Below are 11,671 nucleotides of genomic sequence, written 5' to 3'. Positions count from 1 at the left end.
CGGGACGTCGTTGCCGAGCAGCCCCCGGCCCCGGACGCGCCGGAGGCCCCCGCGCGCCGCGGTCGGCACCGCGCCGACGACCTGGTGAGCCCGCGCGCCGACGCCGAGCCGCGCGGGGTCCGCGAGAGCCTGTGCGACCGCCTCGACCGGCTGATGCTCGACGGCTGGCACGTCCTGCACGACGTCCCCGTCGGCCGGCAGGGCTCGGTCGTCGCCCACCTGCTGATCGGCCCGCCGGGGGCGTTCGCGGTCGCCGAGCGGCCCGCCGCCGCGACCGGCCCGGAGCGGCTCGTGCTGGACTCCCGGCACCTGTCGGCCGACGGCCGCGGCGTGGCCGACCTGCGCGACGTGCGGCTCACCGCTGCCCGCGCGGGCTCCCTGCTGCGCGCCGCCGTCGGGTCCCCCGTGGCGGTGCGGGGCGTGCTGGTCGTGCACGGCACCGTCGAGGTGCTCGCCCCGTCCCCCTACGACGCGCTGGTGCTGCCGGACGCGGAGGTGCCGGACGTGTTCGCGTCCATGCCCGCGCGCTGGTCGCCGGGGCGGGTGGACGCGGTCGCCGCGATCGCCCGCCGGCGCAGCACCTGGGCGCTGAGCCGCGCGGTCTGAGGCCCAGCCGTCCGGCCGGGCGCCCGGTCCGCCGGGGTCGACCCGGGCCGGCCCCTCAGGACCCCGGCTGCACCCGCGGCGGCGTGCCCGCCAGCGACTCGTTGAGCCGGTGCAGCTGGTCCGCCAGCAGCCCCCGGTCCTCCTCGGCCCACGTCCCGAGCGCCGCGGACAGGTAGGCCCGCCGCGCGACCCGCGCCGCGTCCACCCGCCGCGCGCCCTCGGGCGTGACGCGGATGAGCTGCCCCCGCGAGTCGTCGGGGTCGGGCCGGCGCTCGATCAGCCCGAGCTGCTCCAGGCGGCCCAGCTGGCGCGACATCGTGCCGCGGCCGACGCCGATGTGCTCCGCCAGCTCGCTGGCCCGCACGTCCGGCTCGCGCTCGATCCGCACCAGCAGCGGGTAGGCCGACGGCTCCAGGTCGGGGTGCACCTCGCGGGCGAGGCGCTCGGCCGAGGCGCGCGCACGGCGGAGCAGCAGCCCGAGCTCGGACTCGATGCGCGCGACGGGGTCGGTCGGGGTGTCCACCGACCCATTGTGGACGACGCGAGGCGCCCGGCCGTCGGTACGGCCGGGCGCCTCGCGTCGTGTCGCGGGCGGACCCGCGCGGTGGGCCCCAGGGCCCGGGTGCGTCAGGCCCGGTGGGCCGGGGCGGCCTGCCCGGCCTCGGCCCGCTCGGCCTCGGCCTGCTGGCCGACCGCCTGCTGCGCGCCGGGGGTGCCGGCCTCGGCGAGGACGGCCTCGCCGGTCTGCTCCTGGTCGAGCAGCTGCTCGACGCCGGACCGGCGGCCGAGCGGCACCTCCTTGAGGAACAGCACCGCGACCAGCGCGATGACGCCCAGCGGGACGGCGTAGAGGAACAGGTCCGCGATGCCGTGGCCGTAGGACGACTCGACGATCGTCTTCACCGGCTCCGGCAGCGTGGAGACGTCCGGCACCGAGGTGGTGCCGCCGCCCAGCGCGGCCGGGTCGATGCCGGCGGACACGAGGCCGTCGGTGATGTAGCTGGTGATGCGGTTGCCGAGCACCGCGCCCAGCGCGGAGACGCCGATCGCGCCGCCGAGCGTCCGGAAGAACGCCACGGTCGCCGTGCCCGAGCCAGTCTCGGAGACGTCCAGGATGTTCTGCACCGCGAGGACCAGGTTCTGCATCAGCATGCCGACGCCGGCGCCCATGACGAACATGAACAGGCCGACCAGCAGGAAGCTGGTGTCGTAGCGGATGGTGCCCATCAGGGCCAGGCCGGCGGTCAGCAGCGCGCCGCCCGCGACCATGAAGCCCTTGTAGCGGCCGTACTTGGTGATGAACCGCCCGGCGATGGTCGACGACAGGAACAGGCCGAGGATCATCGGGATGGTCAGCAGGCCGGACTGCGTCGGGGTCTTGCCGCGCGCCACCTGCATGTACTGGCTGAGGAACACCGAGGTGCCGAACATCGCCACGCCGACCGCGACGGACGCGATCACGGACAGGACGACGGTGCGGTTCTTGAACAGGTGCATCGGGATGATCGGGTCCGCGACCTTGTTCTCGACCACGACCGCGATCGCGAGGACCACGACGGCGCCGATCACCATGGCGGCGGTCTGCCACGAGATCCAGTCGAACTTGTCGCCGGCGAAGGTCACCCAGAGCAGCAGCGACGCGATCCCGACGGAGATCAGCGCGGCGCCCCAGTAGTCGATGTTCACGACCTTGCGGGCCAGCTGCGGCAGGTGCAGCGTGCGCTGCAGCACGATGATCGCGGCGACCGCGAACGGCAGGCCGACGAAGAAGTTCCAGTGCCAGGTCAGGCTGTCGGTGATGACGCCGCCGAGCAGCGGGCCGCCGACCATGCCGATGCCCATGATGCCGCCCATGAGGCCCATGTACCGGCCGCGCTCGCGCGGGCTGAGGATGTCGGCCATCAGGACCGTGGCCAGCGCGGTGAGGCCGCCGGCGCCGATGCCCTGCAGGGCACGCATGCCGATGAGGAAGCCGACGGTCTGCGAGAAGCCGGCCGCCGCGGACGACAGCACGGAGATGACCAGCGCGAGCTGGATGAGGAGCTTGCGGTTCACCAGGTCGGCGAGCTTGCCCCAGATCGGGGTCGTGATCGTCGTGGTGAGCAGGGTCGCGGTGACGACCCAGGTGTAGGACGACTGCGACCCCTTCAGGTCGCTGACGATCTTGGGCAGGGAGCTCGACACGACGCTCGTGGCCAGGATGGACACGAACATGCCGAGCAGGATGCCGGAGAGGGCCTCCATCACCTGCCGGTGGTTCATCGCGGGCGCGGGCCCGCGGTCGACGGTCGGGCTCTCGGCCCGGGTGGTGCTGCTCATGCGTGAACTCTGCTTTCGCCCTGGGATGCGGTGCCCGGCGCCGTCGGCGGACGTGGTGGTGGTGCGGCGCGGCCGGGTGGCGGTCGCGTGCTGCGGGGGGTCGGTGCGCGCGGCTGCGCACCGGCCGGGGTCGGTCAGGTGGCCGTGGCGGCGAGCGCCGGCGCACGGGTGTCGTCGGCCGGGGTGCTCGTCGGGGCCGGGGTGGTCGCGGTGGCCGGGTCGGTCGCGGGGCGCGGGCCGAAGTCGGCCATCGTGTCCGCGATCCGCTCGAGCACGGCCGACGCGTCGGCCAGCTCCGCGGGCGTCCAGGCGCTGAACGCCTCGGCGGCCCGCGCGTCCATCGCGACCTTGGTGTCGGCGGTGAACGCCCTGCCGCGCTCGGTCAGCCGGACGGTGCGGACGCGGCGGTCGGTGCCCGGCGCGTCCGGGGTGCTGCGCTCGGCGTACCCGGACTCGACCAGCTGGCTGGCCTGCCGGCTCGCGACCGAGATGTCGACGTGCAGGTGCTGCGCCACGTCGCCGATGCCGAGCTCGCCGACCTTGTCCAGCAGCCACAGGAGGCTGAGGGCGGCGCGCGGGCAGTCGAGGTCGCGCGCCAGCTCGGTGCCGACCTCGCGCTGCACGCGCTGCAGACGCGCGATGGCGTCGATGAGCACGCGGTACGCGGGAGTGCTGGGCACGGCGGGGACCTCTTTCATTGGTTGCAGCAGGCAAACTATCACAACGGTTGCGCTGGGCAACTTGTTCCCCATGCGATGTGAGGGTGATCACCGGAACGGTCGCCAGGGGCCGGTCGGCCGGCGAGGAGTGGAGCGTTCTGCCGGACACGCCGACGCGTGTCCGGCAGAACGCTCCACTCAAGTCCACCCGGCAGGGCGGACGGGCCGGGAGCCGCTGGTGGCGGACGTCAGCGGCCGGCGGCGTAGCCCTGCATGCCGCGGGGGTTGGCCGCCGCGTGCAGCAGGCCGTCCGGCCGCACGCCCGCCGCGCTGACCCGTCCCAGGCTCCAGGGCCCCGCGTCCCGCACGACGTGCCCGCGCCGCCCGAGCTCGGCGAGCACGTCCGCCCCGAGCCGCGACTCCGCCTCGACGCCCCGCCGGGTGCTGGTCCGCGGGTGGAACGACGACGGGACGTGCGTGGAGTGCCAGCCCGGCGCGTCGATCGCCGCCTGGAGGTCCAGCCCGCCCAGCAGGTGGTGCAGCAGGAACGGGATCGTCCACTGGTCCTGCTGGTCGCCGCCCGGCGTGCCGAACGCGAACCCGCCGCCGTCGCGGAGCACCAGCCCCGGGCTCAGCGTGGTGCGCGGCCGGCGACCCGGCGCGAGCGACGACGGGAGCCCGGGCTCGAGCCAGAACATCTGCGCGCGGGTCGGCAGCCCGAACCCGAGGCCCGGAACGACGGGCGAGCTCTGCAGCCAGCCGCCGGACGGGGTGGCCGAGACCATGTTGCCCCAGCGGTCGACCACGTCGACGTGGCAGGTGTCGCCCCGGGTCGCGCCGGAGGGGCGCACGTCGAGCGCGGGGCCGTCGACGGCGGCGGCCGCGCCGACGGGCTCGGCCGGGGCGGCGCCCGGCCCGCGGGTCGGCTCGCCCGTCCCCAGCGCCGGCCCGCCCGCGGCGTCCTCGTACCGCCCGGGCCACACCGGGACGCCGTCGGGCGGGGTCGTCGGCTCCCCGAACAGCCGCGCCAGCCGCGGCGCGCGCCCGTCCGGCGACCCCGGTCGCACGCCGTCGGAGGCCGTCGGCCCGACCAGCCGCGCCCGCTCCGCCGCGTACGACCGGGACAGCAGCGCGTCCAGCGGCACGTCCCCGTCGGCCGGGTCGCCGTACCAGGCCTCCCGGTCCGCGAACGCCAGGTCGGTCACCTCCAGCGCCGTGTGCACCAGCTCCGCCGACCCGAGGTCCGCGTCCGCGACGCCGAGCTCCTCCAGCATCCGCAGCTGCTGCAGCAGCACCGGCCCCTGGCCCCACGCCGCGGTCTTGTGCACCTGCACGTCCGCGAAGTCGACGGCGACGGTCGGCTCCTCGGTGGCCCGCCAGGACGCGAGGTCGTCGGCCGTCAGCAGCCCGGCGTGCGCCGACCCGGACGAGTCGAGCACCGGCTCCCGGACGAACGCGGCCATCGCCTCGGCGACGAACCCCTCGTAGAACGCCCGGCGCGCCGCCTCGATCTGCGCCAGCCGGTCGGACCCCGCGGCGCGTGCCTCCTCGAGCACCCGCTCGTAGGTGCCGGCGAGCGCGGGGTTCCGGAACCGGGCCCCGGCCTCGGGTGCGGCGCCGCCGGGGAGGTAGACCTCGGCGGACGTCGGCCAGTGCTCGGCGAACAGCCGCTCGACGGTCCGGATCGTGCGGACCGCCGCCGGCACCAGCGGGTAGCCGCCGCGGGCGTACCCGATCGCGGGGGAGAGCACGTCGGCCAGCGGCAGCGTGCCGTACCGCGCGAGCAGGTCGAGCCACGCCCCGAACGCGCCCGGCACGACCGCCGCGAGGTGCCCGGTCCCGGGGACGACGTCGAGCCCTTGGTCGGTGTACGCCTCGATGGTCGCCGCGGCGGGCGCCGTGCCCTGGCCGCAGACGACGAACGTGTGCCCGTCCGCGGCGCGGTGCCCGATGATCGGCGCGTCGCCGCCCGGGCCGTTGAGGTGCGGCTCCACCACCTGCAGCGTGAACCCGGCCGCCGCGGCCGCGTCGAACGCGTTGCCGCCCCGTTCGAGCACCGACTGCCCGACGGCGCTGGCGAGCCAGTGCGTCGAGGCGACCATGCCGTGCGTGCCGACGAGCTCGGGGCGGGTGGTGAACACGGGCGGCTCCAGGTGGCGCGGGCGGGCGGGGCGCCGCCCACGGTACGTCGACCCCCCGTCGACGCGCCGCAGGGGCGCCGCCCGCCCGCGCCGGCTCTCAGCGGGCGTACCGCCGCATGGTCAGCGGCCCGAACACCGCGACCAGGGCGAGCGCCCACAGCACCGTGACCAGCACGTGGTCCCCGACCGGCTGCGCGTTCATCAGCCCGCGCACCCCGGTCACCAGGTCGGAGACGGGGTTCACCTCGACGAAGGCCTGGAGCCAGCCCGGCATGGTCGACGGGTCGACGAAGATGTTCGACCCGAAGGTGAGCGGGGTGATGACCATCATCGACACGCCCATCACCGCGTTCGGCGTCCGCAGCACCAGGGCGAGGAACGTCCAGATCCAGCCGAACGAGAACGCGAACAGCAGCAGCAGCGCGACCCCGGCGAGCACGCCGAGCGGCCCGCCCTCCGGGCGGAACCCGATCAGCAGGCCCAGGGCCACGATCACGACCGACGCGATCGTGAACCGGACGGCGTCGCCCAGCAGCATCCCGACGAGCGCCGACGGCCGCCAGATCGGCAGCGACCGGAACCGGTCGAACACGCCCTTCTGGATGTCCGTGTTGAGCGTGACGCCCGTGTACATCGTGATCATGATGACGCCCTGCACGAGGATGCCCGGCAGCAGGAACTGGATGTAGTCGTCCACGCTGCCCGCGATCGCGCCGCCGAACAGGTACGTGAACAGCAGCGTGATCATCACCGGGAACACGGTGACGTCGAACAGCTGCTCGGGGACGTGCTTGATCTTGAGCAGCGCGCGCCAGCCGAACGTCAGCGACGTCGTGAGGCCGGACGGCCGGTCGGGGCGGGCGCCGGAGGCGAGTGCGCCGAGGACGGCGGCGGTGGCGACCTCGTCGGTCGCGGCGGTGGTCCCGGCCGTCGCGGTCCGGGTGTCGTCGACGCTCATTCCGCCCCCCTCGCGGCGGCGTCGCGTTCGGCGCCGGCCTCGTCGTCGGTGCCCGCGGACTCGGCCGGGTGGCCGGTCAGGGCGAGGAACACCTCGTCCAGCGACGGCTGGCCGAGGGAGAACTGGGCGACCAGCACGTCCGTGGCCTCCAGCGCCGCGATGCCGCGCATGGCCGGCGCCGAGGAGTCGACGCTCGCGGTCAGCGCCGCGGGGTCGGGGTCCTCGGTGACGGCGGTGCCGAGCGCGCGCTCCAGCACCGCCCGCGCGCGCGGCCGGTCGTCCGGGTTCAGCAGCCGGACGTGCAGGGCGCTCGCGCCCACCGAGGCCTTGAGCTGGCCCGGCGTGCCCTCGGCGATCACCTTCCCGGCGTCGATCACCGAGATCCGGTCGGCAAGCTGGTCGGCCTCGTCGAGGTACTGCGTGGTGAGCAGGACGGTCGTGCCCGAGGACACCATCGCGCGCACGATGTCCCACACCTGGTTCCGGCTGCGCGGGTCCAGCCCGGTCGTCGGCTCGTCCAGGAAGATCAGCTCGGGCGTCACCACGATGCTCGCGGCGATGTCGATCCGCCGCCGCATGCCGCCGGAGAACTTCTTCACCTGCCGGTCGGCCGCGTCCGACAGCCCGAAGGCGTCGAGCAGCTCGTCGGCGCGCGCCCGGGCGCCCGCGCGGGAGAAGCCGTACAGCCGGGACACCAGCACCAGGTTCTCCCGGCCGGTCAGGTCCTCGTCGACCGACGCGAACTGCCCGGTGAGCGCCACCCGGCTGCGCACCTCGTCGGCGTCGCGCACCACGTCGCGGCCGAGGACGCGGGCCTCGCCGGCGTCGGGGCGCAGCAGGGTGGCGAGCATCCGGATGGTGGTCGTCTTCCCGGCGCCGTTGGGGCCGAGGAACCCGTGCACCCCGCCGGCGGCGACCTGCAGGTCGATGCCGTCGACGGCGCGGGTGTCCTTGAACAGCTTGACCAGGCCCGCGGTCTCGATCGCGGTCGTCATGGGCGGTGCCTTCCGTCGGGGACCCGCCGGCGCGGCGGCGCGCGGGTCGGGGCGGGGTGCGGTGCGGCGGTGCGGCTGCTCGGCCGGCGACGGCGCGAGGACGAGGGACCCGAGGGCGGGAACGCTCTATTCCTAGTAGGAACAACGCGACCCAGCGTAGGTTGGCGGACGTGGCGGAGGCAACGGGTTTCCCGGACGGATCGGGCGAGGCGCCCGACGGCACCCCGGCGCCCGCGCCGACCCCGACCGGGTACGCGCTGCTCGGCCTGCTGATGTTCGCCGGCCGCACCGACACGACCGTCACCGCGTACGAGCTGAAGCAGCGCGCCGACCGGACGCTGCGCTACTACTGGGTCGCCCCGGCGATGAGCCAGGTGTACTCCGAGGTCGCGCGCCTGGAGGCGGCCGGCCTGGTGCGCGCCCTGCCCGACCCCGCCGGGCCGCCCGGGCGGCGCACCACCCGGTACGCGATCACCGACGCGGGGGACCGGACGCTGCGGGCGTGGCTCGCCGAGACGCCGGCCGACTTCCCGGTGCTCAAGCACCCGGTGGCCCTGCGGCTGCTCATGGGGCACCTGGTCGACCCCGCGACGGTGCGGGACATGCTGGACGACTACGTGGCGGCGCTCGCGGAGCGGCGGCGTGACCTCTCCGGGGTCCGGGACATGCTCGGCGACCGCGCCGAGGTGCGGTACCCGGCGATGGTCGCCGACTGGGGGCTGGCGTACTACGACGCCGAGGAGCGGATCGTCACCGAGCTGCGCGAGCGCGTGGTGCGCGACCTCGCCGCGGGCACCGACCCCGGACCGGGCGCCGCGCCCGCGGCCGACCCCGCCTGACGGCGCGGCGCCGCCGGGCCGGCACGGGGTCGTGTCGGAGGCCGTCGGTACGGTGACGGACGCGGCACCACGGGTGGTGGACCGGTGGGCACGGCGGCGAGGGGGACGCGATGAAGTTCGGCATCGTCGGGACGTTCGGCACGATCGACCAGCTCGTCGGGCTGGCGGTCGAGGCGGAGGACGCGGGCTGGGACGGCTACTTCACCTGGGACGCGGTCGACATCGGGGTCGACGGCGACGTGTGGGACCCGTGGGCGGTGCTCACGGCGGCCGCGGTCCGCACCGAGCGGATCACGCTCGGCGCGCTGGTGTTCGCGCTGCCGCGGCGCCGGCCGTGGGTCGTCGCGCGGCAGGCGCTCAGCGTCGACCACCTCTCCGGCGGCCGGCTCGTGATCCCCGCCGGCCTGGGCGTGCCGATGGACCGCGCCTTCGCGGGCGTCGAGGGCGAGCTCACGAGCACGCGCGAGCGCGCCGAGCTGCTCGACGACCACCTCGCGATCCTCGACCTGGCGTTCGGCGGCGAGAAGTTCTCCTACCGGGGCACGCACCACCGCGTCACGGACATGGAGTTCCGCCCCCGGCCGGTGCAGCGGCCGCGGGTGCCGATCTGGGTCGTCGGCGCCTACCCCAGCGAGCGCTCCATGGGGCGGGCGGTGCGGTACGACGGCCTGGTCCCGCAGCTGCGCGGCGACCGCGCGATGGACCAGCTCGGCCCGGCGGAGGTCGCGGAGATCGCCGCGTGGGTGCGCGAGCACCGGGCGCCCGACGCCGGCCCGTACGAGATCGTCCTGCAGGGCGTCCTGCCCGAGGACCCCGCCGAGGCGCAGGACCACGTCGCGGCGCTCGCCGAGGCGGGCGCGACGTGGTTCGTCGAGTCGCGCTGGGAGGGGCCGGGGTCGACGTACGAGGCCGTCGCGGAGCGGATCCGGCGGGGCGTCCCGCGGGGGTGACCCGCGGCGAGCAGGAGCCCCCCGGTCAGCGCCCGCCGGCGGGCGCGGGCAGGTCGTCGGCGGGGTCGGGCGCCTCGCCCTTGCCGACCCGCGAGTGCCGGTACGAGTACACGGCGTAGATCGCGAGGCCGAGCGCCAGCCAGACCGCGAACCGCACCCAGGTCAGGACGGTCAGGTTCGACATCAGCCACAGGCACGCGACGCCCGCCACGATCGGCAGCACCGGCGACCACGGCACCCGGAACCCGCGCTGCAGGTCGGGGCGGGTCCGGCGCAGGATCGGGATGCCGAAGCTCACGAGCACGAACGCCGACAGCGTGCCGATGTTGATCATCTCCTCCAGGCGCTCGACCTCGGACAGGCCGGCGATGAGGGCGACGATGATGCCGACGCCGACCTGCAGCCGGATCGGGGTCTTGTACCGGTGCGAGGTGCGGGAGATGCCGCGGGGGAGCAGGCCGTCGCGGCTCATCGCGAACACGATCCGGGTCAGGCCGAGCAGCAGCACCATGATCACGGACGTCAACCCGATGAGGATGCCGATCGAGATCACCTTGCCCGCCCAGTCGGCGCCGACCAGGACGAACGCGGTCGTCAGCGACGGGGAGTCGGAGGCGGCGAGGTCCGTGTAGGAGACCATGCCGGTGACCACGACGGTCACGAGGATGTAGAGCACCGTGACGATCGCCAGACCGCCGAGCACGCCGCGCGGCACGGCGCGCTGCGGGTTCTTGGTCTCCTCGGCGGTGGTGGCCACGACGTCGAAGCCGATGAACGCGAAGAACACCAGCGCCGCGCCGGACAGCACGCCCATGACGCCGTACTGCGACGGGTCGAAGCCGGACAGGAAGCCGAACAGCGGCTGCTCCAGGCCCGACGCGGACTCGGCGGGCTGGGCCGGCGGGATGAACGGCGAGTAGTTCTCGGCGCGCACGTAGAAGAACCCGGCGACGATGACGAACAGGGTGATCGCGACCTTGATGATCGTGAAGATGCTGTTCACCCGGGTGCTCAGCTTGGTGCCGACCGCGAGCAGGGCGGTGAACACGGCCACGACCAGCACCGGCCCCCAGTCGAGGTCGACCGGGCCGAGCTCGAGTGTCGTGGGCACGTCGATGCCGAACAGGCCGAACGCGTCCGAGAGGTACACGCCCCAGAACTTCGCGATCACGGCCGCGGCGAGCAGCATCTCGAGGATGAGGTCCCAGCCGATGATCCACGCGACGAGCTCGCCCGCGGTGGCGTAGGAGAACGTGTACGCGGACCCCGCGACCGGCAGCGTCGAGGCGAACTCGGCGTAGCACATGATCGCCAGCGCGCAGACGACCGAGGCGATCAGGAACGAGATGATCACGCCCGGTCCGGCGTAGTTCGCGGCGGCCGTGGCGCCGACCGAGAAGATGCCCGCGCCGACCGCCACGGCGACGCCGAGGACGGCGAGGTCCCACGCGGTGAGCGAACGCTTGAGGGACCGGTCCGGGTCCTCCACCGACGCCAGCGAGTCCTCCACGGACTTGCGGCGCAGCACGCTGCGGTTGCTGATGGCCACGACGGACCCCCTCGGACGACGGCAGGACGCGGGCGAGCATGCCGAAGCCTGTGCGCCCTCGCACGGCGGGGTCCGGTGGGTGAGACCGGATCCGGCGACCCGTCAGATCCCGCCCGGGAAGCCTAGTTGCCGCCAGGCCTCGTAGACAGCGGTGGACGCGGCGTTGGTGAGGTTGAGCGACCGGCGGCCCGGCTGCATCGGGATGCGCAGCAGGTCCGTGACGGCCGGGTGCTCCAGCGCCTCCGGCGGCAGGCCGGTGGGCTCCGGGCCGAACATCAGCACGTCCCCGTCCCGGTACGCGACGTCGGTGTACCGGCGCTCGGTGTGCGTGGTGAACGCGAACACCCGCGCCGGGGCGAGCGCGGCCATGCAGGTGTCCAGGTCCGGGTGCACGACCACGTGCGCGAGGTCGTGGTAGTCGAGGCCGGCGCGCTTCAGCCGCGGCTCGTCCATGACGAAGCCCAGCGGCTCGACCAGGTGCAGCGTCGCCCCGGTGGCGGCGGCCAGGCGGATGGCGTTGCCGGTGTTGCCGGGGATGCGGGGCTCGAAGAACACGACGTGCAGCACGCCCGTGATCCTCTCACCGGTCGCGCGGGTGTCCCGTGCCCGGGTCGCCGACCTGCGTGGACGTCGGTGGCGGGGGCTAGCGTGGGGG

11 protein-coding genes are annotated in these 11,671 nt (G+C 74.7%); 3 read left to right on the top strand and 8 right to left on the bottom strand.

All coding sequences use genetic code 11. The features are described from left to right. A partial coding sequence (locus tag G6556_RS12730) for an NERD domain-containing protein (protein WP_166941885.1) occupies positions 1–606 on the top strand: 606 nt, incomplete at its 5' end. Between the two features lie 55 nt (positions 607–661). On the opposite strand, the gene G6556_RS12725 is transcribed toward G6556_RS12730, so the two are convergent. From G6556_RS12725 to G6556_RS12700, 6 genes are all read right to left on the bottom strand, one after another. Next, on the bottom strand, positions 662–1,129 hold the full coding sequence (locus G6556_RS12725; RefSeq protein ID WP_166941883.1) for a MarR family transcriptional regulator: 468 nt from the start codon (positions 1,127–1,129) through the stop codon (positions 662–664). Positions 1,130–1,233: 104 nt separating this feature from the next. Continuing rightward, entirely contained in the window at positions 1,234–2,925 is a 1,692-nt protein-coding gene (locus G6556_RS12720) for an MFS transporter (RefSeq protein WP_166941882.1), read from the bottom strand. A gap of 134 nt (positions 2,926–3,059) precedes the next feature. Further along, a complete protein-coding gene (locus tag G6556_RS12715; protein WP_166941880.1) occupies positions 3,060–3,605 on the bottom strand; it encodes a MarR family winged helix-turn-helix transcriptional regulator in 546 nt (181 codons plus the stop codon). A gap of 227 nt (positions 3,606–3,832) precedes the next feature. Continuing rightward, on the bottom strand, positions 3,833–5,686 hold the full coding sequence (locus G6556_RS12710; RefSeq protein WP_205693418.1) for a gamma-glutamyltransferase: 1,854 nt from the start codon (positions 5,684–5,686) through the stop codon (positions 3,833–3,835). Between the two features lie 136 nt (positions 5,687–5,822). Further along, entirely contained in the window at positions 5,823–6,683 is an 861-nt protein-coding gene (locus tag G6556_RS12705) for an ABC transporter permease (protein WP_166941876.1), read from the bottom strand. Then, positions 6,680–7,678, bottom strand: a complete 999-nt coding sequence (locus tag G6556_RS12700; protein WP_166941874.1) for an ATP-binding cassette domain-containing protein — start codon at positions 7,676–7,678, stop codon at positions 6,680–6,682. The genes G6556_RS12705 and G6556_RS12700 overlap by 4 nt, the downstream gene beginning before the upstream one ends. Before the next feature lie 170 nt (positions 7,679–7,848). Here G6556_RS12700 and G6556_RS12695 point away from each other — a divergent pair, with 170 nt between their 5' ends. Beyond that, positions 7,849–8,517: a helix-turn-helix transcriptional regulator gene (locus G6556_RS12695; protein WP_166941872.1), complete on the top strand. Its 669-nt coding sequence runs from the start codon at positions 7,849–7,851 to the stop codon at positions 8,515–8,517. A 110-nt stretch (positions 8,518–8,627) separates the two neighbouring features. Beyond that, positions 8,628–9,467, top strand: coding sequence for an LLM class flavin-dependent oxidoreductase (locus G6556_RS12690; RefSeq protein WP_166941870.1), 840 nt, complete (start codon positions 8,628–8,630; stop codon positions 9,465–9,467). A 25-nt stretch (positions 9,468–9,492) separates the two neighbouring features. Here the strand turns inward: G6556_RS12690 and G6556_RS12685 are convergent, their stop codons facing one another. After that, positions 9,493–11,016 (bottom strand): amino acid permease, encoded by a 1,524-nt coding sequence (locus G6556_RS12685; protein ID WP_346774872.1) that lies wholly within the window; start codon positions 11,014–11,016, stop codon positions 9,493–9,495. A 102-nt stretch (positions 11,017–11,118) separates the two neighbouring features. Then, positions 11,119–11,583: a tRNA (cytidine(34)-2'-O)-methyltransferase gene (locus G6556_RS12680; protein ID WP_166941868.1), complete on the bottom strand. Its 465-nt coding sequence runs from the start codon at positions 11,581–11,583 to the stop codon at positions 11,119–11,121. Positions 11,584–11,671 lie beyond the last annotated feature (88 nt).

The sequence above is a fragment of the Cellulomonas sp. IC4_254 genome (genome assembly GCF_011603975.1).
Lineage (GTDB): Bacteria > Actinomycetota > Actinomycetes > Actinomycetales > Cellulomonadaceae > Cellulomonas.
Note: the sequence above shows the minus strand (reverse complement) of the source record. Positions and strands in the feature narration are given on the sequence as shown.

What these genes read in the sequence shown, in the direction of transcription:
- G6556_RS12690 (WP_166941870.1), top strand. Translation starts at nt 8,628, where the DNA reads ATGAAGTTCGGCATCGTCGGGACGTTCGGCACGATCGACCAGCTCGTC.
- G6556_RS12705 (WP_166941876.1), bottom strand. Translation starts at nt 6,683, where the DNA reads ATGAGCGTCGACGACACCCGGACCGCGACGGCCGGGACCACCGCCGCG.
- G6556_RS12710 (WP_205693418.1), bottom strand. Translation starts at nt 5,686, where the DNA reads ATGGTCGCCTCGACGCACTGGCTCGCCAGCGCCGTCGGGCAGTCGGTG.
- G6556_RS12720 (WP_166941882.1), bottom strand. Translation starts at nt 2,925, where the DNA reads ATGAGCAGCACCACCCGGGCCGAGAGCCCGACCGTCGACCGCGGGCCC.
- G6556_RS12700 (WP_166941874.1), bottom strand. Translation starts at nt 7,678, where the DNA reads ATGACGACCGCGATCGAGACCGCGGGCCTGGTCAAGCTGTTCAAGGAC.